Below are 26,999 nucleotides of genomic sequence, written 5' to 3' on the forward strand. Positions count from 1 at the left end.
CGCCCGCCCTCGAAAGCCGCCGGCGTCGACGCAGGAGGAAGCAATGCACCCGGACTTCGTCTTTCTGGCTCTGGCCAAGGACTGCGCCGGCACGATCCCGCGCTTCCTGGAACTGCTCGCGACCCTGCGTCGCAACGGCATCAGCGTCACGGCCTTCGTCGGCGAGAACGGCTCCAGCGACGGAACGCAGGCCTTGCTTCAGCGTGCGCAGATGCTGGGAGGGGTCACCCTCGTTCCGACCCCTTTCATGGCGGACGAGCCACAACGGCTCCGGCGGATGGCTCTGGGACGCGAGCGGCTGAAGCACGAACTGGACGCATCGGGCATCCAGGCCCGCTTCGTCTGCGTCGTCGACATCGACAACGTCATCGTCCAGCCGCCTTCGCCCGCCGCCTTGCTCGCAGCCGCAGCGAAACTCGATCGTCCGGGCGTTTTCGGGGTGTCGGCGAGCTCGCGGCCGCACTATTACGACCTCCTCGCCTTCGAGGATGAACATCGGTCCTTCACGACGCTTCTCGATGATCTCGCGCGCAGCCGATCCGACATCTTCCAGTATCATCGCTTCTTCCGTTCCCGGATCTATCCGCACCAGCGAGCGCTCACGAGCGATCGGGAGATCACCTGCGTTTCGACCTTCAACGGCCTGTGTCTCTACCGCGCCGAGATCTATCGACTGGGAACCTATGTCGATGCCGCTCCCGGCCTCTGCGAGCACCTCGTCTTCAATCGCCACCTCGCTGCTCTGACCGGTGGGACTATGCTGATCGACCCAAGCCTGGTGCTGCGCACACCCGCCGATCACGCCGCGCAAAGCTTGCTGCCTTTCGCCTGGCGGCGGCTCCGGAAGCTCGTCGCGCTATCGACGCAACGGCACCGTGGCCGATCGGGCCTGCTCGCCAGATGATCGATGCAACGGAGGCTGCAATCGACAGTGTGCGAATGTGAACCGTCGTCAACAACGATCTTGGTCAAGGCCTAAGGATTCGGCATTCCAGACGAGTTTCTTTGGAAGGTTCGCAGGGTCGAAGCTACGATCACGAATTTCTTACCACGAGGGCTTTGCGCCACCCACTGCTTGGCGGTTAGAGAGTAGAATACACTTAATCAATAACAAAAATCTGCTAATAAACAAGCCATCGAACTACCGCGTATAGTTCATTTATCTTGGAAACTATGGACATCAATTAATAACTTGAATCTTATTCTAAAATTTGAATTTAAAAATTCTATGCGACCCTATTGGCGTAATCATATTAAATTTGACTCATAACTTAATTTACATGGACTTTGCCGGCCTTCAAAAAATTCAAGATACAACTTATGTTAGAAATTGAGCCTCTCAAAAGCCATTTGAGATCGCCCTACTCAATTTCTGACAGACAAATCGCGATAGTATGTTATGATCAGTAGGAACATACGAATTCAGAGTTGGGAGATCGCGTGGGACTTGCGCCGACAATGAATTGGCTTCTTGTCACGTTTGGTATCTTTCATTGAAGGTTTTTATAAGAAAGAGAATTCGTGCGAAAAAGACAGTGAACGCATATCAGACATAGAGGCAGTTTTTCGCTTTAAATTTCACTAGATGAGTACCAGACTAAAAACTATTCATTTCCAACAGTCGCTGTCGTGACAGGCGCCATAGTAGTATGAATGATAAATTACACGAATAATATAAATAATTACATCTTCATACGAAATTTTGAGAAATAGATAATAAATGTATAAATTTCAAACATGAGGAGATTGAATATTTTACTTTAGAAAATTGAATATAATCCGGAGCACCAAAATACAAAATGCCTCTCGCTTAGGTAATTATCAATCCAGGAGGCCTGCCAGCGTGACTGCCCCCGTTCCCAACGTAGCTCTGCCGCATATCGGCTCGCTCGACATCGGCATCGATCATCACGATCTTTTCAACACCTTGGTCTCCGATATGGCCGAGTTGCTGGAGAGCATCGCGGGCATTGATGACGCATGCGCTTATGTCAGTGGCATCGCAGCACGCTTGGGGGCGGACATCGAGCAGCGTTACAAGACCGCGCTCGACATTCAACACTTCAATCGCGATCAGTTGATCGAGGTACTGATCGATCTGAAGAATCGCACCGGCGGAAAATTCTCCGTCCTCGAGCAAAGCGACGAGCGGGTCGTCTTTGGCAATTGCGCCTGTCCGCTCGGGGATGCCGCTGCGAACCACCCTTCTCTTTGCATGCTGACCTCGAACATCTTCGGCCGCCTGACCGCGAACGCGGTCGGGTATGCCGCTGTCGAACTGGAGGAGACGATCGCGAAAGGCGCAGCCGGATGCCGCGTGGTACTCCATCTGAAGCGAACGGAACTGAGCCCGGATACGAGGGAATATTTCCGCGATGATGCATCTGCAGCTTCGCCATGAATTAGATCTCGAAACCTATCTCGAGCCGTCGATCCTTGCCTTCAGCGACGGAAGCGTTCGCGCGCTAAACCGTGCCGCGAGCCAGACCCTCAATTCCGCAAGCGCAACCCCGTCGTTGCTCGATCTGTGCACGAAACGGGTAGATGCCCTGCGGAGCTATCTCCTCGCCTGCTCGGGCTCCCGGCAGCCGCTGATCGACAAGGTCAGCCTCGACAGCGCCGACGGCTCGGTCGACTATCGCTGCTTCGGCAACCTCTTGGTCCCGCGGACCCGAAACCGCCCTGCCACACTCTTGTTGCGGCTGTTCCCGGTACTCGACGCGCGCTTCTCTGCGGCTGCCGAACGGATGAGGCGCTTGACGGCGGAGCAGCAACGCCGCCTTGCCCAGCAGCAGTTCGACGAGCTCCGCAGCGACCGTCTGAGGCTGGTCGAGCAATATTGCTTCGTCGCCGAAGCGCTGCGGGTGGTGGAGGCGCGGACACGCGAGCTTCAGACCGAGCTGAGCCTGATCCGCGCCGATGAGCGGGAGCGCATCGCGCAGGACCTGCACGACCATGCCGGGCAGGAAATGACCCGGGTCCTGGCCGAGCTGAGAGCATTGCAGGAGAGCGTGAAGGGGCCGGCGAAGCAGCGCCTCGACGAGATCGTCGCGCATGTCACCGGGGTCGGACGCAAGATCCATCATGCCGTGGTTGGCGGGCGGCTGCGCATCATCGAGGAACTCGGCTTTACCCGAGCCATCGAAACGATGGCGGCCTCGTTCGCGGCCGATGGCAAGCTTGATCTCTGCTTCAGGAAGAAGGGAGCCGTTCCCGAGGCTCTGCCGATCGCCGTCGAAAGCGCACTGTATCGGGTAGCTCAGGAGGCGCTGACGAACGTGCTCAAGCACGCGCATGGCGCCCGGAAGGTCGAGCTCCTGTTGGAATTCGCCAGCCACTCGCTGTCGTTGAAGATCGCCGACGACGGCGCGGGTTGCCCGGCGAAGGTCGCACAAGGCGTAGGGAGCGAGAATGCCGGCATCGGACTTCGCGGAATGCGTCAGCGCATGCACGGCATTGGCGGCACCTTCGACATTGGTCCACGCCCTGGCGCCGGCACGGTCGTCACGGCGACTGTGGCGTTGGCCTGCAAGTTGCACAGTGACGCGACGTCATGACGGCGCGTCTCATCCTCGTCGACGACCATCCGGTCATCCTGGCCGGCTTGCGGGCTCTCGTGCTCGATTTGCCGGAGCTCGAACTGGTCGGGCAAGCGAGCTGCGCATCCGAAGCGTTCGCGCTTGTCCGCAGCCAACGCCCCGATGTCGCGATCCTCGACATGGGCCTGCCGGGCATGAGCGGCTTGACGCTGGCTGAGCGCGTCCTTGAGGAGGCGCCCGACATGCGCATCGTCATGCTGACGCATTACGAAGAGCCGAGCTATGTCCAGAAAGCGCTGCGGATCGGAATTCGCGGCTATGTCCTCAAGGCCTCGGCCGACGAAAAGGTCGCGCAGGCGATCAGAACGGTCCTGAGCGGCGGGGTCTATATCGATTCGGATCTGGAGGATTTCCGCGCCGAATGGATCCTCAAGCTCTGCCCGCCTGCCGGCGCGGTTCCTGCCGCAGCCGCCGATACGCTGACCTATCGCGAAATGCAGGTCTTGCGCCTTGCCGCCGTCGGCCACTCCAACAAGGAGATCGCCCGACGGATCGGTCTCGGCATCAAATCAGTCGAAACCTACCGCTACAGGGCCTGCAAGAAGCTGATGCTGCACTCGCGCCTCGATATCATCAGATATGGCGCCAGCCATGGCTGGATTCTTGACATCTGACGGGCATGACTAAGTCGTAGGCGCTCAGAATCTCTGCATTTCAGCTGTGCGGAGTACTCAACTTGGCCTCGTCGAAACGATAATGGCCACGCGCTAAGCAACGACCTCTCCGGAAGAGCGTCGCGACTTGGAGGACTGTTCCCGGTACGACAAGTCCCTGGGGATAGAGGCTTGCATTGGGTTGTCGCGCACATGCGTGCGGCGCTGACCAAGGCGCTGTGTCTCCCAACAGCGAGGCGACCAGACCGGCGGCACGACCATGGCAAGGATTCTCGTTGCCGACGAACATGCGCTCTACCGCACCGGTCTACGCACGATCCTGCATGCCGCGCTGCCCGAAGCCGATATTCTCGAGGCCGAGGATTTCAGCGGCCTGATGCATAGTCTGATGGAGGAACAGCCAGTTCATCTCGTGCTGGTCAGCATGGGCCTGACAGGTTCGACCGATCCGCAAGTGATCTGGGATTTCAAGCGGGCCTCGCCGACGACGCGCTATGTCGTCATCTCGAGCAATGGCTCTTTCGATCAAGTCCTCCATTACATCGCAGAAGGGTTCCACGGCTTCATCTCGAAGCTGCAGCGGGATGACGAGATCGTCGAGGCGATCCGGGAGGTTCTGGCCGGGCGCCTTGCGGTCCCACGTGGCCTCACGCCGTTCGGGTCCGCCTCAGAGGGGCATCGCTTTCGCGAGGCGCCGCAGCGACGCGCCGGCTCGCAGCAGGACCCGTTCGGCCTGACCCGCCGGCAGAAGGAGGTCCTGGCCTTGCTGGCCGACGGGCTTTCGAACCGGGAGATCGCCCAGGCCCTGCACATCGCCGAACCGACGGCGAAAATTCATGTCTCGGCGTTGATGCGGACGCTCAACGTACGCAACCGGACCGAGGCCGCAGTCCTGGCCAAGGACCTCATCCGCATCCTCAAGGTCGACCCTACAAGCTGAAGTAATACGTCTGGCCTAACCCGGCTTTTTTGCAATCATCGCATTTTCTTGCCTGTAAGGTTTCTCCTGACACGATCGTAATTTTCCTGACAAGACGAATACATCCGAATGAACTAATTATTAACCATCGAGCCTAGGGTGCGGCATCACTCATTGTCACCTGATGCCCACAAATGAGTAGCCAGCGCATATTTTGCGTCAAGGCTTACGAAAAACCAAAAAATTCACCCACAGCGCGAGCCTTTGCCTTCAGTTGCATCCGCGACATCAGTCTTGTTTTGAGTAAAGGGGAGTAACAATGGCTGACATCATCGAGACGGCCGTGCTGAGCGACAACGCCTTGCTCCGGGAGGGGATAACCCAGTTGCTGAATGGCGCTCGCTTCCGGGTGAGCCAGAGAAGCACGAGCCTCGACTTTCAAAGGCAGGGGGACAGCCAGGCGGCGCCCGATCTTTTCATTGTCGTGATCGACGATATGTCCTGCTCGATCGTCGGCGACATCCGGCGGCAGTTCAAGGGCGCCAAGATCGTAGCGCTCGCCTTGCGCGACAGCCGTGAGCTGATGCACCGCGCCATGCAGCTCGGGGCGGTGGGCTACCTCGTCGAGTCCGTTTCGGCGCAAGACCTCATCACCTCGCTGGAGGTCGTGATCGCCAACGGCGCCGTCTTCCCTCCCGATCTGCTCTCGCAGTTCTCCGAAGTCGCGGTCGAGCCGCAGCGGCTCCTCCAGGACGTGCAGCGCAGAGCGGACGGCTCGCCGTTCCAGGGTCTTTCCGCCCGGGAAGTGAGCATTCTGGAAGGTCTCATGCTGGGCGAATCCAACAAGGTGATCGCTCGCAAGCTCGATATCGCCGAAGCCACCGTGAAGGTTCACGTCAAGGCGATCCTGCGCAAGGTCCGCGTCAGGAACCGCACCCAGGCCGCCATGTGGGCGATGCAGAACTCGGTGACCCGCATCCCGGTGGTCGAAGAGGCGGACACGGTGGATGACACACCGCTGCCGATCATCGCCACGCGACCGGACATGATGAGCTCGCCTCGTCTCGTGTGATCGGATCCCCTCGGCGCCGGAGCCAGCCCATGATCGTGACAATCGTGACCCCGACGCTGAACGCCGTCGATTATCTGAAGGAATGCATCGAGTCGGCGCGCCGCAATGCGACGCGCGATGTCGAGATCGAGCATGTGATCGTCGACGGCGGCAGTACCGACGGTACCGTCGAGCTCGCCCACAGTTATGGGCTGCGGGTGATGCAAGGCAAGGACAGCGGCATCTTCGATGCCATCAACAAGGGCTCGTTCAACTCCTCCGGCGAATTGCTGGGCTTTCTCGGTGCCGACGACGTCATGCTGCCAGGCGCGGCTGCGGCCGTCGTCGACGCTTATAGCGAGAGCCATCGACGCTGGGTGGTCGGCGCCATCCGGTGGATCGATTCGCATGGGCACAGTCTCGGCGGCCTCGCAGCGCCTCCGAACTGGATGACGCCCGCCATGCTGGTCTGCCTGGGCTGGAACCCGATCATGCACATGGCGACCTATTTCTCCCGGACCTTCTTCGAAGAGCTCGGCGGCTTCGACATCGCCTACAAGGACGCCGGGGACTACGACATGTTCTGCCGGGCCCTGGCGAAGGAGCCCTATGGCCGGATCGACCGGCCGATCGCCTGCTTCCGCCGGACCGGCGTCAACAACAGCGCGATTCATGGGAGCCGTACGGCCGCCGAATGCGCGAAGGTCTACGCGCAGCACGGCCCCTCGTCGCAGGCTGAGCGTCAGTTCTGGCGTCTCCTGCTGAAGGCCTATTTCAATCTCGGCAACCCCGACTGGCTGCTGTCGAAAATGGCGGATTCGACGCGCACGACGCTGAGGCTACAGCCAAAGGCGCATTTCTGATCCTAGCTCGCCAAAAGCGGCCGTGACCACACCGCCCGTTCGTGACTTGGCAATCATCGGGGCGCCCCGTCCAGAACCACTCCACGCCGGTCTTGGAGCCGACGATCACGGCGGCGATCGAGGCGTGGATCGACGCGACCCGCCAGCTTCACGGCGGTCCGGTCCCCTGAGCTTTCGCCCCCGGACGTCCACCGGCGCTGATTCACTTGCAGTTCCCGCAAAATAGATCGATCTAGTATACTTCTCTGCGAGGGCGGGCAGTGCTGACCAACAAGGGCAAGTACGGCATCAAGGCGATGATCCACCTCGCCGGCCTCGATGCCGACGAGACCGCCCAGATCGCCGAAATCGCCCAGCGCAACAACATCTCCAAGAAGTTTCTCGACGCCATCCTGCTCGATCTGCGCAATGCCGGCATGCTGCGTAGCAAGAAAGGACCGGGCGGCGGCTACGCACTGGCAAAGCCGGCTCGCGCCATCACGGTCGGGGCAGTGATCCGGGCCCTGGACGGACCGATCGCGCCGATCGAGTGCGCCAGCCAGTCCGCCTTTCGGCCGTGCCAGGACTGCGACGATATCGAAGCCTGCGTCGTCCGCTCGCTCATGCGCGAGGCGCGCGACGCGATCGCAGCGGTGGTCGACAACACCACCATCGCCGATCTCGTGAGTCGCGCGGCGGCGTACAAGCCAGAGATTGACTTCGCCATATAAGCCGACTTCGGCACAAATGCTCGTCGGGGAGCGAAAACCGCATCCCCATGAGGGCTGAAGCCGTACTGTCCAATCTGGGCGCGGCGGATGATCGAGCAATGACCGCCTCCACCCGCCATGCCGTCCCCATTACCGCAATCGTGCGACCGAGCCGACGATCGGCTGCGACGGATTGGCGACCACCGATCTCAAACCGAGCTCAACGCGGCAGGAGCTACCGCCGGGTAGATGTCAGCCGAAGTGCCCGCTCCAACGCATCGACCAACTGGTCAGTATTCTCCTCGAAAAGATCATCGGCGGCCGGACCTTGAGCAGATTGCGACCGGCGCCAGTGATGCCGACGAGGACGCCCTGCTTCAGAAGCCCGTCGATGAGCGCGCGCGATGTCAGGCGCCCGCGCCTGGCTCGCGCGATCCCTGACGTCTCGACGCGGCCCACTGGTACGCCTGCACGTCGGATCGAGGTACAGCGAGCAGCAGGTCCCTCGTTGACATGCCCGGTATCCGGCAACTAGCATCTGCGTAATTACACGTTTCAGACGCGGCAATGACGCTGCGGAAACATAGCAGGCGATGCTGCCTCCATCGATCGGAACCGGTCCGGTCGTGGGGGCATTTTTGTTTTGCAGAGGAACGGCCGGAGGGGGCTGTATCGGGGGATTACTCAGGGCGAGCAAAAAGACACAGATGCCGTCCGACGCGTTGAGGGACGCGGGAGGAGAAAAGAATCGATGGGAAAAGCAATTCGTTGCGCAGAGCGGACCTCCGCTCCGTGGCGTGTGGGCGTGTTGTTTTCGCGGACCGGATTCATGTCGGTCATAGAAGAAACGCAGCTGCGCGGAACCTTGATCGCGATCGACGAGATCAACGATCGCGGTGGTATTCACGGCCGGCCCATCGAGCCGGTGATCTACGACCCGGGCTCGGATGCCCGCTCTTATGGGCAATATGCCAAGCGGCTGATGGTCGAGGACGGAGTCAGCACGATCTTCGGCTGCTACACCTCTTCAAGTCGCAAGGCCGTCCTGCCCGTGGTCGAGCGGCTCGACGGCTTGCTCTGGTATCCGACGCTCTACGAGGGCTTCGAGTTTTCGCCCAACGTCATCTATACGGGCGCGACGCCGAACCAGAATTCGGTGCAGCTCTGCCGCGCGCTGATGCAGCAATTCGGCACCCGCTTCTTCTTCATTGGCTCCGACTATATCTACCCGCGCGAATCCAATCGGGTGATGCGCGATCTCGTCCGCAACAATGGCGGCACGGTCGTCGGCGAGCAGTATCTGCGGCTGGAGGCGGACCGCAGCGAGTTCGTGCCCCTGCTGCGTGAGATCAAGCGCGCCCAGCCGGACGTCATCTTCTCGACCGTCGTCGGCGAGTCCACCACCTTCCTCTATCAGGCCTATCACGACCTCGGCCTGAACCCGAAGACAGTCCCGATCGCCAGCCTGACCACGACTGAGGCCGAGATCCGGGCGATGGGCCACGATGTCGGCGAGGGCCACTACACTGCGGCGGCCTATTTCCAATGCGTCGACAACGAGCGCAATTCGGATTTCGTCGCCCAGTATCACAAGCGCTATGGTGACGACGAGCCGACGAACATGTGCCTCGAAGCGTCCTATTTCCAGGTCAACGTCTTCGCGAAATCGCTGGAGGCGACGAACTCGCTGGATACGCGCTGCCTGCGCTCATGGGTGATGGGGGCCGAATTCGACGCGCCGCAAGGCTGTGTCTCGATCAATCCGGTCTGGGGGCATGCCGATGTCTGGACGCGGATCGGACGCGCCAACCGCAACGGGCAGTTCGATATCGTCTTCCAGTCCGCCACAAGTGTGAAGTCGGACCCCTATCTAATGGGGCAAGGCCGCGCGCTCGAGCTGTGCTGACCAGACGAGAATGGCCAAAGGCCGCGACGGGGAAGAGGCGACCAGCTTTATGGCGATGTCAGGATACGTATACGAACGCGCTGGCGGGCCCCATTCCGCCGAGCCCCGCACCGCCGTTTCCGAACGGCCGGCGCGGCAAGGTTCTGTCGAACCGGAGCTCAACATCGCCGTGATGGTGGAACGCGACGACCATGGCGAATTCCTCATCCGCGAACTGCAACGCCAGCGCGTCACGGTGCGGCATATCTGGCCGCTGCCGTCGCAGATTCCGTTGCAATACGACGCCATCTTCTGCGCGCTCTCTGCAGACCTGCCGCAGCGCATCCCCTGGGTTCCGGGCGAGCCCTCCTCGGCGCTGATCCTGGTCGATGACGGCAAGGCGCCGCTGAACCTCAAGCTCATTCACAACTGCGCCGCGCACGGCCTGCTGCATTATCCGGCCTCGTCGCGGGCGATCCAGTCGGTGCTGATGCTGGCGCGCGAGCATTTCCAGTACGAGCGGCGCCTGCGCGGCCGGATCGAGAAGCTCGACGAGAATCTGCGCACGATGCGGGTAGTCGAGCGCGCCAAGGTGCTGCTGATCCGGCTCAAGAACCTGACCGAGGACGAGGCCTATAACTTCCTGCGCAAGCAGGCGATGGAGAAGCGCGTCACGATCGCGGCCGTCGCCACGGCCGTGATTGACTCGCATGATCTGCTCAGCTAGCGTCACTAAAGTTTCACGACGGCAAGGACGCCGTCGGCACATAACGGGTGATGATGCCCCCACGCAGTCGCGGAAGCGAAGCGTGGGGTTTTTTGTTTTCTAGGCCCAGTTCGATACGCGTTTGCGCGGCGAAGCTGCCGCATTCCATATTCCGAGGCGAAGAAGCCCCGAACGACTCCGTCCCTCCGGACGGCGCCGCTCGGGGCTTTTTCTTTTGCAAGAAAAAAGGGGAAGAGTGTGAAAAACGACAGGCGCACATTCATCAAGCACGCTGCCGCGGCGGGCGCTTTCGGCGCAGCAGGATTTCCGCACATCTGGTCGAAGAACGCTTCGCTGGCCTACGCCCAGAGCGGGCAGATCAAGGTCGGCGTCCTCTTCTCGCTCACCGGCACCACCGCCATCATCGAGGAATCGCTGAACAAGGCGACGATCATGGCGATCGAGGAGATCAACGCCGCCGGCGGCGTCAACGGCATGAAGATCGTGCCGGTCGTCGAGGATCCGGCGTCCGATCCCGCCACCTTCGCCGAGAAGGCCCGCAAGCTCGTGCTCAGCGACAAATGCGTCTCGGTGTTCGGGTCCTACACCTCCGCCAGTCGCAAGGCGGTCCTGCCGGTCTTCGAGAGGCAGGCCAACCTCTATTTCTACCCGACGCTCTATGAGGGCCGCGAGTGCTCGAAGAACGTCATCTATACCGGCGCCGTCCCCAATCAGCAGCAGGACGACTTCGTGCCCTGGCTGGTCGAGAAGTTCGGCAAGCGCTGGTACATGATCGGCTCGAACTACATCTACCCGAAGGAAGAGAACAACTACTGCAAGAAATTGCTGAAGAGCCTCGGCGCCGAGGTGATCGCCGAGGAATACGTTCCGCTCGGACATTCCGAATTCTCGTCGGTGATCAACAAGTTCCGCTCCGAGAAGCCGAACGTGATCTTCTCCACCGTGGTGGGGGATTCGGTCGTGGCGCTGCATCGGCAATATCGCGCCGCCGGCCTCGACCCGGCGACGATGCCGATGGCGAGCCTGACCACCTCCGAAAACGAGGTCGCGGCGATGGGCGGTGACGCAGCCGCCGGCCACTTCACCTCGGCGCCCTATTTCATGGTGCACGAATCTCCCGAGAACAAGCGCTTCGTCGAGGCCTACCGGAAGCGCTGGGGCGCCGACAAGGTCACGCATTTCGTGTCGGAATCGTCCTATTTCCAAGTCTATCTGTTCAAGCAAGCCGTCGCGAAGCTGAAGGCGGGCGACATCAACCCGCTCACCATCCGCGAGGCCCTGAAGGGCGAGCAGTTCCAGGCGCCCCAGGGGCTGGTCAAGGTCGAGCCCGAGAACCTGCATTGCTGGCTGCATCCCAAGATCGGCCAGTGCCAGTCGGACGGGCAGTTCAAGATCCTGAAGCAGTCCGCGAACTGGCTGGAGCCGAACCCCTACAGCGCCTACCCGAACCAGAAGTGTACGGCCGAAGGGCTGAAGGAAATCTGATCCTTCGATTTCGCCGGCGGCCGCGCCAAGCGGCCGCCATGCACGCCTTTCGGACAGGTTCGTCATGGATTTCGTCGTTTCTCAGCTGCTGACCGGGCTCAGCCTGTCGTCCATCCTGCTGCTCGTCGCGCTCGGTCTCGCTATCATCTACGGCGTCACCGGCGTCATCAATCTCGCCCATGGCGAGTTCGTGATGCTCGGAGCCTATTGCGCCTGGCTCCTGCAGACCCAGCTCGGCTGGGGGCTGCTGCCGAGCCTGATCCCGATCTTCGTCGCGGTTGCACTGCTGGGCCTCGCCATCGAGTACCTGGTCATCCGCCATCTCTATGACCGGCCGCTCGACACCATCCTGGCCACCTGGGGGCTCGGCGTCATGGCCCAGCAGATCGTGCGCCTGCTGGCGGGCGGCGAACTGCGCTATGTCCAGATGCCGACGGCGCTCTCCGGCAGCGTCAACATTCTCGGCGCCACCGATTCCGCCTATCGCCTGTTCGTGCTGGCGTTCGCCCTCGGGCTGTTCGCCCTGACCTGGTACGTGTACCGCCACACCTCGATCGGCCTGCAGTTGCGGGCGATCACCCAGAACCGCCAGATCGCCTCGAGCTTCGGCATCAATGCCGGCCGCGCCTACCGGCTGACTTTCGCCTATGGCGCCGGCATCGCCGGGCTGGCGGGCGCGCTGATCTCGCCGCTCAAGAGCGTCTCGCCGGAAATGGGTACGGGCTACGTCGTCGACGCCTTCATGGTCGTCGTAGTCGGCGGCGTCCAGAGCCTGTTCGGCACGGTCGTCAGCTCGGGCCTGCTCGGAGAGCTCACCGGCGCCCTCGCCTATCTCAGCAACGACACCATCGCCAAGGCGCTCGTGCTCGCCGCGGTCGTCGTCATCATCCGCTTCCGGCCGCAGGGGCTCTTCACGCCCCGCATCCGCGCCTGACACCTCCATGAAACGAAGCTTGCCGATGTCAAACAAACCGATCCTGCAGCTGTCGATCTATGGGGCCGTCTGCCTGGCGCTCCTGCTGGTCCCGGCCTTCATCGACGACGCCTTCCTGCTCAACAAATTCGCGCGCTACCTGATCTTCGGCATGCTCGCCGTCGCGCTGAGCCTGTCCTGGGGCTATGCCGGCATCCTCAATCTCGGCCAGGCGACGACCTTCGGCCTTGGCTCCTATTGCATGGCGATGGCGCTGAAGCTGAAGACCGTGCCGATCCATACCGGCGCCGAGGGTCTGCCGGACTTCATGGTCTGGAACAACGTCACCGAACTCCCCTGGCTCTGGTGGCCGTTCCAGTCGCTGCCCTTCGCCGTCGCGGCCGGCATCCTCGTTCCCGCTGCCTTCGCCGCGCTGCTCGGCTGGTTCATGTTCGGAGGCCGTGTCGCCGGCGTCTATTCGGCAATCATCACGCTGGCCGCGATGGTCGTGGTCAACCTGATCATCGTCGATCAGCAGAGCTACACCGGCGGCTTCAACGGCATCACCGATCTCGCGCGCTTCGAGGTGCTGGGCATCACCTTCGACGCCTATGCGCGCTCCACCTATTTCCTGGTCGCCGGCAGCCTGACGCTGGCGCTCTTTGCCGCGCTCGCGCTGACGCGCTCGAAGACCGGGCTGATCCTGCAGGCAATCCGCGATCAGGAGGAGCGCGTCCGCTTCTTCGGCTACGATGTTGCCCGCTACAAGACCTTCGTCTTCGCAGCCTCGGCCGCCATCGCTGGCGTCGCCGGCATGCTCTACACGATCGTGATGGAGTTCGCCTCGCCGACCTTTCTCGGCGTGCCGCTCAGCCTGTCCATCGTCATCTGGGTTGCGGTCGGTGGCCGCCAGAGCCTGCTCGGCGCCATGCTCGGCGCGATGCTGGTGACGGGCGTGCAGGGCAGCCTGTCGGAATCGGAGACCTTCCTCAGCACCTGGACGCTGGTGATGGGCGGCTTGTTCGTCCTGATCGTGCTGTTCATGCCGCGCGGCCTGGCCGGCATCGTCTCCGGCCTGCGCCGCCGCGACACGGCCCGGAAGGCCGCGGCGCAGCGGTCCCGCCCCGTCGATGCAGCCGGTGCTCCCGCAGGGAGGACGGCATGACCGGCGCGGCAGAGGCGCAGCTCGCTCTGCGCGACGTCACCGTATCCTTCGGCGGCTTCGTCGCCGTGGACGGCCTCGACCTCACGGTCAACCGGGGCGAGCTGCGCTGCCTGATCGGCCCCAACGGCGCCGGCAAGACCACGACGCTCGACCTGATCTGCGGCCGCTCGCGGATTTCTTCCGGCGCGATCGTCTTCGACGGCAGGGAGATCCACCAGCTCAGCGAATTCGAGATCGCCCGGACCGGCATCGGCCGCAAGTTCCAGGTGCCGAGCGTCTTCCGCGAGCTCAGCGTGCGGGACAATCTCGAGATCGGCAGCTCGCGCCAGTACGGCGTCCTGCGCAATCTCGGCAAATTCGGCGGCGCCGCCGATCGCGAACGCCTCGAGCGCCTGGCCGAGCTCGTCGGCCTCTCCGACGATCTCGACAAGCTGGCGGCGCAGCTCTCGCACGGCCAGACGCAATGGCTCGAGATCGCGCTGATCCTGGCACAGGACCCGCAGCTCATCCTGATGGACGAGCCGACCGCGGGCATGACCGCCCACGAGACCGAGAAGACGGCCCAGCTCTTCAACACGCTGCGCGGCAAGCACACGCTGATCGTAGTCGAGCACGACATGGGCTTCGTGCGCGACATCGCCGAGACGATCTCGGTGATGCACCAGGGCAGGCTGCTGGCGCAGGGCACCGCCGACGAGGTCTCGGACGATCCGCTGGTTCGCGAGGCTTATCTGGGCTCGGGAGGCATCGGCCATGCTTGAGCTCAGCAATGTCGACGGCTTCTACGGCCGCAGCCGCGCCCTGCAATCGGTCTCGCTGAGCGTGGGCAAGGGCGAGTTCGTCAGCGTGCTGGGGCGCAACGGCGTCGGCAAGACGACGCTGCTGCGCACGATCCTCGGCCTGATGTCGAAAACCTCGGGCTCGATCCGGCTCGACGGCAGCGAGATCGGCGAATTGCCGACGCATCGCCGGGCCAAGGCCGGGCTGGGATATGTGCCGCAAGGCCGGGGCATCCTGCCCGACTTCACCGTGCGCGAGAACCTGCTGCTGGGCACCTACGCCGCCGAGACCTCGGAACGGCGGATCCAGGATTACGTCTTCGAGCTCTTCCCGATCCTGCGGGAGTTCCTGGGTCGGCGCGGTGGCAATCTGTCCGGCGGCCAGCAGCAGCAGCTCGCCATCGCCCGCGCGCTATTGTCCCAACCCAAGATCCTGCTGCTCGACGAGCCGACGGAGGGCATCCAGCCCAACATCGTCGAGCAGATCGAGGACATCCTGATCGACCTCAACCGCAAGCGCGGGCTGTCGATCATCCTCGTCGAGCAGAACATCACCTTCGCGCGTCGCGCATCGCATCGTTTCGCGATGCTCAACCGGGGCAGCGTCGCGGTCAGCGACCGCATCGAGGCGCTCTCCGACGATCTCATCCATCGCTACCTCGTCGTCTGAGACGAGCAATCCAGGGAGACCAGAGCATGTATCACGGCGATATTACGAGCAGTAAGGACACCGTCGGCGTCGCCGTCGTGAACTACAAGATGCCGCGCCTGCACACCAAGCAGGAGGTGCTCGCCAACGCGCGCAACATCGCCGCGATGGTCGAGGGCATGAAGGTCGGCTTGCCGGGCATGGACCTGGTGATCTTCCCGGAATATTCGACGCACGGAATCATGTACGATTCCAAGGAGATGTATGAGACCGCCTCGCAGATTCCGGGCGAGGAGACGGAGATTTTCGCCGCCGCCTGCAGGACAGCGAATGTCTGGGGCGTGTTCTCGCTAACCGGCGAGCGCCATGAGGAGCATCCCAACAAGGCGCCCTACAACACGCTCATCCTGATGAACAACAAGGGCGAGATCGTCCAGAAATACCGCAAGATCATGCCCTGGGTCCCGATCGAGGGCTGGTATCCCGGCGACTGCACCTATGTCTCGGACGGGCCGAAGGGCCTGAAGATCAGCCTGATCATCTGCGACGACGGCAACTATCCGGAGATCTGGCGTGACTGCGCCATGCGCGGCGCCGAGCTGATCATCCGCTGCCAGGGCTACATGTACCCGGCTAAGGAGCAGCAGGTGCAGATCTCGAAATCGATGGCCTGGGCGAACAACGTCTATGTCGCGGTTGCGAACGCCGCGGGCTTCGACGGCGTCTATTCCTATTTCGGCCATTCGGCGATCGTCGGCTTCGATGGCCGCACGCTCGGCGAGTGTGGCACCGAGGAGAATGGCATCCAGTACGCCCAGCTCTCGGTCTCGGCGATCCGCGATGCCCGTAAGAACGGCCAGTCGCAGAACCATCTCTTCAAGCTGCTGCACCGCGGCTACACCGGCATGATCAACTCCGGCGACGGCGATAAGGGCACGGCGGCCTGCCCCTACAATTTCTACGCCAAATGGATCAACGATCCCGAGGGCACGCGCGAGATGGTCGAGGCGATGACGCGCACGACCGTCGGCACCGACGAGTGCCCGATCGACGGCATTCCGAACAAGTCAGCCCATCGCTGAGCCGGACGAAACGCGCCCGGCGCGCCTGCGCCGGGCGGAGCCACCGAGCATCCGACAACAACAAGGGGGTATCGCGGTGTCCAAACATTCCGCAGGGTCGGGCGCGGCTGCGCCGGCCGATGCCGATCACGTGCTCGGCGAGGAATACGAGCACGAGCCGGTGCCGATGGCGGCGCGGCGCAGTCTATTCTCGATGGTGATGGTCTGGGCCGGGTTCCCGATGATCATCACCGGCGCCATGACCGGTTCCCTGCTGGTTCTGGGTATGGGCTTCTCCCGTGCGCTCGTCGCCATGATCGTCGGCAACCTGATCATGCTCGCCTATGTCGGCGCACTCGGCCTGTCGGCGACCCGCAGCGGCATGAACTTCGCGCTGATCGCGTCGCGTGTCTTCGGCACGAAGGGCTATGCGCTCGCCTCCGGCCTGCTTTCGACGCTGCTGCTCGGCTGGTTCGCGGTCCAGACCGGCATCACCGGCGCACTCGTCGCCAGCACTTACGGGCTGAACTATGTCGCGATGACCATCGTCGCGGGGCTGCTCTATATCGGGATCACCTTCGTCGGCGTGCGCGGCCTGCATTTGATCGGCCTGGTCTCCGTGCCGCTGTTCTTCGTGCTCGGCCTCGTCGTCGTCGTGCATTCGGCCGGCACGACCAGCTTCGAGGCGATCTGGACCTATGCCGGCAACAACGGCGTCGCGACGATGTCGATGGGCGTCGGCCTGACCGTCGTGATCGCGCTCTTCATCGACGCCGGCACCGTGACCGCCGACTTCAACAGATGGTCGAAGACCGGCACCCATTCGCTGATCGCGACCTTCTCGGCCTTCCCGGTCTCGAACCTCGTCGCAATGCTCGTCGGCGGCATCATGACGGCCGCGCTCGCCGTGCCGAACGCCAATCCGTTCGGCGCCGACAACATGTTCGGCTACATGAACAAGCTGCAGATCGGCTGGCTCGGCGTCCTCGCCTTCCTGTTCCTCTACATCAATCTCGGCTCGGTCTGCTCGCACTGCCTCTATAATGCGGCGACCGGCTGGTCGCGCATCCTGCGCTCGAAGATGCGCCTGATGGCCGTCATCCTCGGCCTCGTTGGCATCGCCATCGCCGCCGGCAATGTCTGGGCCTTCTTCATCCAATGGCTGTCGCTGCTCGGGATCATCGTGCCACCGATCGGCATGATCCTGCTCGTCGAGGCCTATGTGCTGAAGCACGGCTCAACCACGCAGAAGGAATGGCGCACGCTGCCGTTCGTCTCCTGGGCGATCGGCGCCGCGGTGGGCTTCATCGTCGAATTCCAGGCGCCGCAGCTCTCGACGGCGATCAGCGCCGGCGTCGTCGCCGCCATCGCCCATCTGGTTCTGACCTATGCGACGGCTGGACGTGCCGCGGACCGCGCTCCGGCCTGACTATCCGGACTCCATCGACATCCCCCGCTTGAGAGACCATCGCGATGACGACCGACTACGAGATCTTCGAACTGGGTGATTTCGCCCTTCAGCGCGGCGCGACGCTGCGCAATGCCAGCCTGGCCTACAAGACCTTCGGCACGCTCAACGCGGCCAAGGACAACGCCATCGTCTACCCGACCTGGTATTCCGGCCAACACTACGACAATGAATGGCTGGTCGGGCGCGGCATGGCGCTCGATCCCGACAAATACTTCATCATCATACCCAACATGTTCGGCAACGGGCTGTCCTCGTCGCCGAGCAACACGCCCGAGCCCTACAACGCCGCCCGTTTTCCGAAGGTGACGGCCTATGACAACGTCCGCGCGCAGCACCGGCTGGTGACCGAGCATTTTGGGATCGAGCATCTGCGGCTCGTCACCGGCTGGTCGATGGGCGGGCTGCAGACCTTCCATTGGGGCGCGCTCTATCCCGACATGATGGATCTGCTCGCGCCGTTCTGCGGCTCGGCGAAATGCTCCCGCCACAACTTCGTCTTCCTGGAAGGGGTGAAGGCGGCGCTGACCGCGGACGATGCCTTCCGCGACGGCTGGTATGTCGACAAGCCGCACAAGGGCCTGCGCGCCGCGGCCCGGGTCTATGCCGGCTGGGGCTTTTCGCAGGCCTTCTATCGCGAGGAGCTGGACATCAGGACGCTGGGATACAGCTCGCTCGAGGACTTTCTGGTCGCCTTCTGGGAGGGCTTCTTCCTCGACCGGGATCCCAACAATCTCTTGGCCATGCTGTGGACCTGGCAGAACGGCGATATCTCGGCCAACGAGCTTTACAACGGCGACTACAAGGCCGCGCTCGGCGCGATCAGGGCGAAAACCTACGTCATGCCCGGCCAGACGGACCTGTATTTCCCGCCGGAAGACAGCCGCAACGAGGTCGACAACATGCCGAATGCGCGCTTCGTCCCGATCCCCTCGATCTGGGGGCATTTCGCCGGCGGGCCGGGCACCAACCCGGTCGACATCAAGTTCCTCGACGACCAGCTCAAGGAACTCCTCGCATCCTGACGCAGCGCGCGCGGCGGCGCCTGTGACAGCCGCCGCGCGACCATCAAGGGCCTGACGACGTGACGAACCTGGACGCCTACCGCATCGCCAAGGAACCTTTCTACCGCTCGGTCGGAGGAGAAGTGGGGCTGTTCGAGGCCGCCTATCGCAGCCGGATGCCGGTGATGCTGAAAGGGCCGACCGGCTGCGGCAAGACTCGCTTCGTCGAGCACATGGCCTGGCGCCTGGGCCGGCCGCTGATCACCGTGTCGTGCCATGAGGACATGACCGCCTCGGACCTCGTCGGGCGCTATCTGCTCGATGCCGAGGGTACGGTCTGGCACGACGGGCCGCTGACCTTGGCGGTGCGCCAGGGCGCGATCTGCTATCTCGACGAGATCGTCGAGGCCCGGCAGGACACCACCGTGGTCATCCACTCGCTCACGGACGACCGGCGCATCCTGCCGCTGGAGAAGAAGAACGAGGTGGTGAAGGCCCACCCCGACTTCCAGGTCGTGATTTCCTACAACCCGGGCTACCAGAGCGTTCTCAAGGACCTGAAGGAATCGACCAAGCAGCGCTTCGCAGCCATTCCTTTCGACTATCCCGAAGCGGCGGGCGAGGCCGAGATCGTGATGCGGGAGGCCGGCGCCGACAAACGCACCGCCGAGGCGCTGGTGCGCATCGGCGCGCGTTCGCGCAACCTCAAGGGCCGCGGGCTCGAAGAAGGCGCCTCGACAAGGATGCTCGTCAACGCCGCCTTGCTCGTCGCCGCTGGCGTCCCGATCGCGGAGGCCTGCCAGGTCGCGCTCGTGATACCGATCACCGATGACGACGATCTGCGCGATGCGTTGACGGGTGCCATCGCGGCCTGTGTCTGATGCCATGACGACGACCGAGAGTCGGCAGGAGGCGGTCCTAGAATTTCCGGCCGAATGGCAGGGGCGCTGGCGCGCGGCCCACGCGCGCATCGACCAGGCCGGCTATGGCGACCTCGTGGCCAGTGCCTATCGCAGCGCCGGGCCGATGGTCGCCGCGATATCGGGGCCGGCCGAGGCGATCCGGCTCGGCGAATCCGTCTCGCTTGTCGCAATTCGCGCCGGCCGCCGGGCGGCCTGCCTGCTGAGCGAAGCGGCCGTGCATGCGGCCGAGGCCGCGCATCACCCGTCCGAGCTCATATCGTGGCTCGAGCTGATCGATGACATCGCCAAGCGCGCGCCTAAGGTGTTGAGCGCCTTCCTGCAGGACGGCTCGCCGGCTCTCGATAGACTCGGCTTCGTCGGTCTTGCGGTCTTTGTGCGCATGGGGCTCGATCTCGGCCGCGACGACGCTCGCCAAATGGCGTTTTTTTCGTTGCAGAGCCCGGAAGCGCGCCAACTGCTCGAACGGCAGCATGCCTCCGCTTCGTTGCCAGGCTTGCTGCCCGGGCTGAAGCCCTATCTCCGCGCGCTTTGGGCCATCTCGCCATCGATCGTCGAAACGCCGGGCGATGCGCCCGAAGCGATGCGCCGCCGCGCCGGCTTCGGCGGGGGCGGCGTCCGTCTGCCGCCATCCTATGCCGGTTTCCCGCCCAGCGATCAGAAACAGCTCCATCGCGCGACGCTGGCCCATATCGGCGCGCATCACCGCTTTACCCGCACGAACTTCCCGGCCACGGGCCTGAAGCCGCTGCAGCTCGCGCTGGTTTCTCTGATCGAGGATGCGCGGGTCGAGCGGTTGGCCCTGTGCGAGATGCCGGGATTGTTCGCCCTCTGGCGGGGCTTCCATGTGGCGCGTCCTGAAGGTGCACCGGTTGCGATCTCGCTGATGGCGCGGCTGGCGCGGGCCCTGCTCGATCCATCCTACCAGGACCCGCATGGCTGGGTGAGCAAGGGCCGGGCCCTGTTCGAAGAGGCTGCCGCAGCCGACATCGGCTCCCAGCAGCTCAGCCGCCATATCGGCGGGCTGCTGGGCAACGACATCGGCCAGATGCGGCTGCAGTTCGACGCCAAGAGCTATGTCGTGCAGCCGGCCTATCGCGACGACAACATAGGTATCTGGGATTTTGGCGATGATAATCCCGCGGTTCCCTATGAGATGCAGGCGCCTGCCGAGGGAGCGCGCCTTGAGCAACGCGACGGCGATGACGGCTGTCCCGAGCCCGACACCCTTTCCAGCGATCCGAGCGGCCGCGCAACCATGGTCGAGGCGGGCAAGGATGTCGTCATCGCGCGTTATCCGGAGTTCGACTATGTGACCGGGCGCGAGCGGCCCGACTGGTGCACAGTCCGCGAACCGGCTGTTCCCATGGCATCGCCTGCCGCGCTGCATCGCGCCATCGAGCAACGCGGGGATCTCGTCAATCGCCTGACCGCCATCATCAGGTCTTCCAAGGTCAGCCGCCAGCAGCGGATTCGCCGGCAGGCCGAAGGCGAATTCCTGGACATGGACGCGGCGATCGAGGCGGTGATCGCGCGGCGCTTAGGCCAGGTGCCGGAGGATCGTCTCTATGGGCGCTATGAGCGCCGCCATCGCGATCTCGCCACTCTCGTGCTCATCGATAGCTCCGCATCCACCGGAGAGCGCATCAGCAGTCGCGGCGAAACGGTGCTGGAGACTGAACGCCTTTCCGTGGCCCTGCTGGCGCGGGCGATGACGGAGCTGGGCGATCATTTCGCCCTTGCGGCATTCTCCTCCAACACCCGCGATGATATCGGCTATCAGCGGATCAAGGATTTCGCGGGCCGCTATGATACGGCGGCAGAGGGCCGGCTGGCGGGCTTGCAAAGCCGCCACTCCACGCGGCTCGGAGCGGTTATTCGACATGCCGGCAAGGATCTGAAACGGCAGCCGAACTACCGCCGGCTTCTTCTGATCATCACCGATGGCGAGCCGCACGACATTGACGTTGATGACCGCCGCTATCTTGTCGAGGATGCGCGCGCGGCCGTCCACCAATTACGCAATGACGGGATCGATGTGTTCTCCATCATCCTCGATTCGGACGCCGAATCCTATGCAACCCACATTTTCAGGTGCCAAAATTGCGTTCAGTTGAAGTCGATCGAGACCTTGCCCGAAAAACTGCCGGGCTTGCTGCTCCGGCTGGCGCTACACTGAGATCATGGGCGATAGGTCGCCGAAGCTGTACGTCTGGAGCGAGCGCTCACTTTGGGATCGACGCTGGTGCAGCGAGCGTCGCGGTCGTCGTTTCCAAGCTGTATCGTCAGACAACCATCTGAAGCTGGATTTCGCTGGAAGCTGAAAGCAAAGCGTCGACACGTCGATCATAGTTTAGCCGGGTTGTCCAAGAGTGGATCTTCTTGGAGTCCGTTAGGGGCGCCCTAGGGAAACGCCGCCTGCGCAGAACAGCCGCGATGGCGCAAAGCCGACCCGCCGCTTTGCACACCATGAGCTCCAGCCCTATGCATGGATGAAGGCACTTTATAACGCCCGCACCCCGCGGTTCGGATCGGCCAAACGGTTTGGAAGGAACAAAAAAGGGCAAGCGGCGACTGGCGCGTACTGATCAGCGAAGGGCAAACAGCCCGCAGAACCTACGCTATTGCTGCCGCTTGTATCCGTTATTCCCACTCAATCGTGCCGGGGGGCTTGCTGGTTACGTCGTAGACCACCCTGTTGATGCCCTTGACCTCGTTGATGATGCGGGTCGCGGTGCGGCCGAGGAAGGCCATGTCGTAGGGGTAGAAGTCGGCGGTCATGCCATCGACCGAGGTCACGGCGCGCAAGGCGCAGACATGGTCGTAGGTACGATAGTCGCCCATCACGCCGACGGTGCGCACCGGCAGCAGCACGGCGAAAGCCTGCCAGATAACGTCGTAGAGGCCGGCCTTGCGGATCTCCTCGAGATAGATCGCATCCGCCTTGCGCAGGATGTCGAGCTTCTCCTTGGTGATCTCGCCGGGGCAGCGTATGGCGAGGCCCGGCCCCGGGAACGGATGGCGGCCGACGAAGGCTTCGGGCAGGCCGAGCTCGCGGCCAAGCACGCGGACCTCGTCCTTGAAGAGCTCGCGCAGCGGCTCGACGAGCTTCATCTTCATGCGCTCGGGCAGGCCGCCGACATTGTGGTGGCTCTTGATCGTCACCGAGGGACCGCCGCTGAACGAGACGCTCTCGATCACGTCGGGATAGAGCGTGCCCTGGGCGAGGAAATCGGCGCCGCCCAGTTTGGCCGCCTCGGCATCGAAGACATCGATGAAGAGCCGGCCGATCGTCTTGCGCTTGGCCTCCGGATCGGCACCGCATTTGGCGAGCTCGGCCAGGAAAAGCTCCTCAGCCTCAACATGGACCAGCGGGATGTTATAGTGGTCCCTGAAGAGACGTACGACCTCATCGGCCTCGTTCATCCGCATCAGGCCATGGTCGACGAAGACGCAGGTGAGCTGGTCGCCGATCGCCTCGTGGATCAGCACGGCCGCGACGGCCGAATCGACGCCGCCAGAGAGCCCGCAGATCACCCGGCCCGTGCCGACCTGGTCCCGGATCTTCTTGATCATCTCGGCGCGATAGGCCGACATGCTCCAGTCGGGTTTGCAACCGCAGATGTCGACGACGAAGTTGCGCAGCAGCTTGGCGCCATCGGGCGTATGGACCACCTCGGGGTGGAACATGGTCGAGTAGAAGCGCCTTTGCTCGTCGCTCGCCACCGCATAGGGGGCGTTCTCCGAGGTCGCCTTGACGCTGAAGCCGGCCGGCAGCTGTGTGACCCGGTCGCCATGGCTCATCCAGACCGGATAGCGCCCGCCCTGCTCCCAGACGCCCGCGAACAGGGCCGAGGGGGTGACGATCTCGACATCGGCGCGGCCGAATTCGGCGGCATGGCCACCCTCGACCTTGCCGCCGAGCTGATGGGCCATGGTCTGCTGGCCATAGCAGATGCCGAGCAGCGGCAGCCCCGCGGAGAACACCTCCTGCGGTGCGCGCGGCGAGTTGCCGTCGGGCACCGAGGCCGGGCCGCCGGAGAAGATCACCCCCTTCGGCTTCAGCCGCTGGAACGCCTCGGAGGCCGACTGGAACGGGGCGATCTCGCAATAGACCCCGATCTCGCGGATCCGGCGCGCGATCAGCTGCGTCACCTGACTGCCGAAGTCGATGATCAGGATGGAGTCGTGAAGGGCGGGGTTCTGGGGCTGGGCGCTCATCGCGCCCGGTTACGCCATCGCGGGCAAGCGCGCAACGGCGCTGAGAGCGGATCAGGCCGGCGCCCTAAGACAGCTGAGGTAAAACCCATCCGTCCCGGTCCGGCGCGGCGAGAGCTGCAGGCCGAAGCGGGTGGCGAAACGGGCGAGCAGGCCGAAATCGACCTCCCCGGTATCGAGCAGCGAGCGCGTCGCGACCGGCTCGAAGCCGGCATGCCGCGCCAGGAAGGCCTCGACCGCGCCGTCATTCTCTTCGGGCAGCATCGAGCAGGTGATGTAGGCGATGCGCCCGCCGGGCTTGACCAGGCTGGCAGCACGGCCCAGCACCTGCGCCTGGTCCTTGACGCGCTCTGCCAAGGCGCCCGGCCGCACCCGCCATTTCGCATCCGGGTTGCGCCGCCAGGTGCCGGAACCGGTACAGGGCGCATCGACGAGCACGAGGTCGATGGTGCCGGCGAGATCGGCGAGCGCATCATGGCCGCGACTCTTGGGCACGCGGACCTCGACATTGCTGGCTCCCGAGCGGGTGAGCCGGTCATGCAGCGGCGCCAGCCGGCGGCTGTCGAGGTCGGTGGCGAAGATGCGGCCCTTGCCGCCGAGCACAGCGGCGAGCGCCAGCGTCTTGCCGCCGGCGCCGGCGCAGAGATCGACGACGGACATGGCGGGCTCTGCACCAGCGAGCAGGGTGACGAGCTGCGAGCCCTCGTCCTGGATCTCGAACTCGCCATTGAAGAAGCTCGGCTCGCTCTGCAGCGAAGGGCCGCGGCCGTCCGGTCCGGGCAGGAAGCGCAGCGCGTCGGGCGACCAGGCGCCCGGCTCGGGCTGAAGATGAGCCAGCGCGGCGCGCAGCTTGTCGCGATCGGTCTTCAGCCGATTGGCGCGGATATCGGCCGGCGCCCTGCCCGCCAGAGCCTGCCCTTCCGAGACCGCGTCATCGCCGAAGCCGGCCATGAACGAAGGCCAGAGCCAGTCAGGCACATCCGCCCGCGCCCAACCCGGCGAGGCGTTGAGGTCGAAGGCGGCGAGCCCCGCGACCTCGAACTCGGTCAACGGCGCCGGCGCATGATTTTGCCCGTTAAAGAGCTCCGAGATCTCCTCGACGCCCATCCCGCGCTGGCTGACCAGCATGCCGAGCACGAGCGCCCGCGGTGTCTCCTCGCCGAGCGCATGGGCCGAGGAAGCACGCCGGCGCAACGCGTCATAGACCAGCGAAGCGATGGCGGCGCGATCCTTCGAACCGGCGAAACGGCGCGACAGCCCCCAGTCCTTCAGCGCATCGGCCGCCGGGCGCCGGCGCTCGATCAGGTCCGTCAGGACCTCGATGGCGGCGCTGATCCGGGCGGCTGGCGTCATGTCCTGTGATTCCTGTCACTGCGCTGCAATACTGTCGGTGCGGGCGCGATCTGGAACGACTCCGAAGCGCGAGAGCAGCCTTGACGCCCTCGTCCCACAGGGCGCAAGACGATACAACTCCTTCCGCAACGCCAACCGCTTGGGATCCCTGCAATGACCGCCCTCTCCCGCCTCGCGCTCGCCGGCCTGTTCTGCCTGTCGCTCGCCGCCTGCGCCACCCAGCCGGTCGACACCACGCCGCCGCCGGCCAAGCGGCTCGACGCTAAGACCACCCTGGAAGGCCGCCGCTGAGATTTCCGGAAGGCGCTCGCAGCCATAAGGCATCGGGCGCCTCGCCAATCTCCGATAGTCTCCTTCGTGGCGTTCATAACCGCCCCGTCGCAGCGCCACGCAGGAGCACGACGCCCTTCAACGGCCTGTCATATCCGCCGAGCAGTTTCGCCGCCTTCCGCAGGAAACGAGGATCGGACGAGATGAAGCCCCTGTTGCAGCCGGCGACCATGCTGGCGACCCTTGCCCTCGCACTGGCCGCGCCGGCCCTAGCGCAGAGTCCGGTGCCGACGCTGGACGGGAAGCCCGCGCTGATCGTCGCGCATCGCGGCGCCAGTGGCTACCTGCCCGAGCACACGCTCGAAGCCTACAAGCTCGCGATCGAGCACGGCGTCGACTTCATCGAGCCGGATCTGGTCTCGACCAAGGATGGTCATCTCGTGGTTCGCCACGAGCCGATGCTGTCGGGCACCACCGATGTCTCGACCCGGCCGGAATTCGCCGCGCGCAAGACCACCCGCAAGGTCGACGGCGTGGACACCACCGACTGGTTCGCCTCAGACTTCACCCTCGCCGAGCTCAAGACGCTGCGGGCCAAGCAGGCCTTCGCCGACCGCGACCAGTCGCATAACGGCAAATACGAGATCCCGACGCTGCAGCAGGTCATCGATCTCGCCAAGGCCGAAAGCAGCCGCACCGGCCGTACGATCGGCATCTATCCCGAGATCAAGCACTCGACCTTCCACTCGGCCCTGGGCCTGGCGATCGAGGACAAGCTGCTCGATCAGCTCAAGGCCGCCGGCTGGACCGAAAAGACCTCGCCTGTCTTTATCCAGAGCTTCGAGACCGCGAACCTCAAATATCTGCGCGGCAAGACGCAGCTGCGCCTGATCCAGCTCGTCGACGCCGACGATGTCGACAAGGATGGCGGCATCGTGCTCGCCGCGCCGTTCGACAAGCCCTACGACTTCGTCGTTACCGGCGACAAGCGCAGCTTCAAGGACCTCGTCACCGCCGAGGGGCTGAAGGAGATCAAGACCTATGCCGACGGCGTCGGCCCATGGAAGCCCTATCTGATGCCGGCCAAGCAGGTGCTCGGCGACGATGGCAAGCCACGCGACCTCAATGGCGACGGCGCCATCGACGAGCGCGACCGCGTGCTGCTGCCGCCGACCGACGTCGTGAAGAACGCCCATGCGGTCGGCCTCTTCGTCCACACCTGGACCTTCCGCAGCGAGCCCAAGCGCCTCGCCTCGGACTTCAAGAACGACCCGGTGGCCGAGTACAAGGCGTTTCTGGCGCTCGGCATCGACGGGCTGTTCTCCGACTTCCCCGATCAGGCCGTGAAGGCGCGGAACGCCAAGTAA

Annotated in this window: 25 protein-coding genes; 22 read left to right on the top strand and 3 right to left on the bottom strand. The window is 63.6% G+C overall.

Translation table 11 applies throughout. The features are described from left to right. Window positions 1-43: 43 nt before the first annotated feature. From ACFPOB_RS02660 to ACFPOB_RS02695, 8 genes are all read left to right on the top strand, one after another. A complete protein-coding gene (locus ACFPOB_RS02660) occupies window positions 44-904 on the top strand; it encodes a glycosyltransferase family protein (RefSeq protein ID WP_377795701.1) in 861 nt (286 codons plus the stop codon). 939 nt (window positions 905-1,843) lie between these two features. After that, on the top strand, window positions 1,844-2,401 hold the full coding sequence (locus ACFPOB_RS02665; protein WP_377795702.1) for a methanogen output domain 1-containing protein: 558 nt from the start codon (window positions 1,844-1,846) through the stop codon (window positions 2,399-2,401). Further along, window positions 2,376-3,557 carry an ATP-binding protein gene (locus ACFPOB_RS02670; protein ID WP_377795703.1) on the top strand — a complete coding sequence of 394 codons (1,182 nt, stop codon included), beginning with the start codon at window positions 2,376-2,378 and terminating at the stop codon, window positions 3,555-3,557. Before ACFPOB_RS02665 ends, ACFPOB_RS02670 begins: the two co-directional genes overlap by 26 nt. Continuing rightward, a complete protein-coding gene (locus tag ACFPOB_RS02675) occupies window positions 3,554-4,213 on the top strand; it encodes a response regulator (protein ID WP_377795704.1) in 660 nt (219 codons plus the stop codon). Before ACFPOB_RS02670 ends, ACFPOB_RS02675 begins: the two co-directional genes overlap by 4 nt. 259 nt (window positions 4,214-4,472) lie before the next feature. Next, complete coding sequence (locus ACFPOB_RS02680; RefSeq protein ID WP_377795706.1) at window positions 4,473-5,153, top strand: LuxR C-terminal-related transcriptional regulator; 681 nt, start codon at window positions 4,473-4,475, stop codon at window positions 5,151-5,153. A 322-nt stretch (window positions 5,154-5,475) separates the two neighbouring features. Further along, window positions 5,476-6,204: a LuxR C-terminal-related transcriptional regulator gene (locus tag ACFPOB_RS02685; protein ID WP_377795708.1), complete on the top strand. Its 729-nt coding sequence runs from the start codon at window positions 5,476-5,478 to the stop codon at window positions 6,202-6,204. A 29-nt stretch (window positions 6,205-6,233) separates the two neighbouring features. After that, complete coding sequence (locus ACFPOB_RS02690; protein ID WP_377795710.1) at window positions 6,234-7,046, top strand: glycosyltransferase family 2 protein; 813 nt, start codon at window positions 6,234-6,236, stop codon at window positions 7,044-7,046. A 260-nt stretch (window positions 7,047-7,306) separates the two neighbouring features. Further along, the gene (locus tag ACFPOB_RS02695; protein ID WP_377795712.1) at window positions 7,307-7,756 is read left to right on the top strand and encodes an RrF2 family transcriptional regulator; all 450 of its coding nucleotides are present in this window, start codon (window positions 7,307-7,309) and stop codon (window positions 7,754-7,756) included. Between the two features lie 231 nt (window positions 7,757-7,987). On the opposite strand, the gene ACFPOB_RS02700 is transcribed toward ACFPOB_RS02695, so the two are convergent. Continuing rightward, window positions 7,988-8,194 carry a hypothetical protein gene (locus ACFPOB_RS02700; protein ID WP_377795714.1) on the bottom strand — a complete coding sequence of 69 codons (207 nt, stop codon included), beginning with the start codon at window positions 8,192-8,194 and terminating at the stop codon, window positions 7,988-7,990. A 292-nt stretch (window positions 8,195-8,486) separates the two neighbouring features. Here ACFPOB_RS02700 and ACFPOB_RS02705 point away from each other — a divergent pair, with 292 nt between their 5' ends. The 12 genes from ACFPOB_RS02705 to ACFPOB_RS02760 all read left to right on the top strand — a co-directional run bounded on the left by ACFPOB_RS02705 (window position 8,487) and on the right by ACFPOB_RS02760 (window position 21,970). After that, window positions 8,487-9,641, top strand: coding sequence for a transporter substrate-binding domain-containing protein (locus tag ACFPOB_RS02705; RefSeq protein ID WP_377795716.1), 1,155 nt, complete (start codon window positions 8,487-8,489; stop codon window positions 9,639-9,641). Between the two features lie 55 nt (window positions 9,642-9,696). Further along, window positions 9,697-10,347 carry an ANTAR domain-containing response regulator gene (locus ACFPOB_RS02710; protein ID WP_377795717.1) on the top strand — a complete coding sequence of 217 codons (651 nt, stop codon included), beginning with the start codon at window positions 9,697-9,699 and terminating at the stop codon, window positions 10,345-10,347. Window positions 10,348-10,584: 237 nt separating this feature from the next. Further along, window positions 10,585-11,832 (top strand): transporter substrate-binding domain-containing protein, encoded by a 1,248-nt coding sequence (locus ACFPOB_RS02715; protein ID WP_377795719.1) that lies wholly within the window; start codon window positions 10,585-10,587, stop codon window positions 11,830-11,832. Between the two features lie 64 nt (window positions 11,833-11,896). Continuing rightward, on the top strand, window positions 11,897-12,766 hold the full coding sequence (gene urtB, locus ACFPOB_RS02720; protein WP_377795720.1) for an urea ABC transporter permease subunit UrtB: 870 nt from the start codon (window positions 11,897-11,899) through the stop codon (window positions 12,764-12,766). A 25-nt stretch (window positions 12,767-12,791) separates the two neighbouring features. Beyond that, window positions 12,792-13,910, top strand: coding sequence for an urea ABC transporter permease subunit UrtC (gene urtC, locus ACFPOB_RS02725; protein WP_377795722.1), 1,119 nt, complete (start codon window positions 12,792-12,794; stop codon window positions 13,908-13,910). Beyond that, a complete protein-coding gene (urtD, locus tag ACFPOB_RS02730) occupies window positions 13,907-14,671 on the top strand; it encodes an urea ABC transporter ATP-binding protein UrtD (RefSeq protein WP_377795723.1) in 765 nt (254 codons plus the stop codon). The genes urtC and urtD overlap by 4 nt, the downstream gene beginning before the upstream one ends. Further along, on the top strand, window positions 14,664-15,359 hold the full coding sequence (urtE, locus tag ACFPOB_RS02735) for an urea ABC transporter ATP-binding subunit UrtE (protein WP_377795725.1): 696 nt from the start codon (window positions 14,664-14,666) through the stop codon (window positions 15,357-15,359). Before urtD ends, urtE begins: the two co-directional genes overlap by 8 nt. A 26-nt stretch (window positions 15,360-15,385) precedes the next feature. Next, entirely contained in the window at window positions 15,386-16,420 is a 1,035-nt protein-coding gene (locus ACFPOB_RS02740; protein WP_377795727.1) for an aliphatic amidase, read from the top strand. Between the two features lie 76 nt (window positions 16,421-16,496). Next, window positions 16,497-17,828 carry a purine-cytosine permease family protein gene (locus tag ACFPOB_RS02745; RefSeq protein ID WP_377795728.1) on the top strand — a complete coding sequence of 444 codons (1,332 nt, stop codon included), beginning with the start codon at window positions 16,497-16,499 and terminating at the stop codon, window positions 17,826-17,828. A 44-nt stretch (window positions 17,829-17,872) separates the two neighbouring features. Further along, a complete protein-coding gene (locus ACFPOB_RS02750; protein ID WP_377795729.1) occupies window positions 17,873-18,892 on the top strand; it encodes an alpha/beta fold hydrolase in 1,020 nt (339 codons plus the stop codon). A 59-nt stretch (window positions 18,893-18,951) separates the two neighbouring features. Continuing rightward, entirely contained in the window at window positions 18,952-19,752 is an 801-nt protein-coding gene (locus ACFPOB_RS02755; protein WP_377795732.1) for a CbbQ/NirQ/NorQ/GpvN family protein, read from the top strand. A 145-nt stretch (window positions 19,753-19,897) separates the two neighbouring features. Next, complete coding sequence (locus ACFPOB_RS02760; RefSeq protein ID WP_377795733.1) at window positions 19,898-21,970, top strand: nitric oxide reductase activation protein NorD; 2,073 nt, start codon at window positions 19,898-19,900, stop codon at window positions 21,968-21,970. Between the two features lie 464 nt (window positions 21,971-22,434). Here ACFPOB_RS02760 and guaA read toward each other — a convergent pair whose 3' ends face one another. Both guaA and ACFPOB_RS02770 read right to left on the bottom strand, forming a co-directional pair. Then, entirely contained in the window at window positions 22,435-24,012 is a 1,578-nt protein-coding gene (gene guaA / locus ACFPOB_RS02765) for a glutamine-hydrolyzing GMP synthase (RefSeq protein WP_377795734.1), read from the bottom strand. Window positions 24,013-24,063: 51 nt separating this feature from the next. Continuing rightward, a complete protein-coding gene (locus tag ACFPOB_RS02770) occupies window positions 24,064-25,362 on the bottom strand; it encodes an RsmB/NOP family class I SAM-dependent RNA methyltransferase (RefSeq protein WP_377795736.1) in 1,299 nt (432 codons plus the stop codon). A gap of 153 nt (window positions 25,363-25,515) precedes the next feature. Here ACFPOB_RS02770 and ACFPOB_RS02775 point away from each other — a divergent pair, with 153 nt between their 5' ends. Together ACFPOB_RS02775 and ACFPOB_RS02780 are read left to right on the top strand one after the other, a co-directional pair. Further along, a complete protein-coding gene (locus tag ACFPOB_RS02775; RefSeq protein WP_171019471.1) occupies window positions 25,516-25,653 on the top strand; it encodes a hypothetical protein in 138 nt (45 codons plus the stop codon). A gap of 182 nt (window positions 25,654-25,835) precedes the next feature. After that, complete coding sequence (locus ACFPOB_RS02780; RefSeq protein WP_377010322.1) at window positions 25,836-26,999, top strand: glycerophosphodiester phosphodiesterase; 1,164 nt, start codon at window positions 25,836-25,838, stop codon at window positions 26,997-26,999.

Origin of the sequence: Allobosea eneae (genome assembly GCF_042657265.1) — a bacterium.
GTDB classification, from domain to species: domain Bacteria; phylum Pseudomonadota; class Alphaproteobacteria; order Rhizobiales; family Beijerinckiaceae; genus Allobosea; species Allobosea eneae.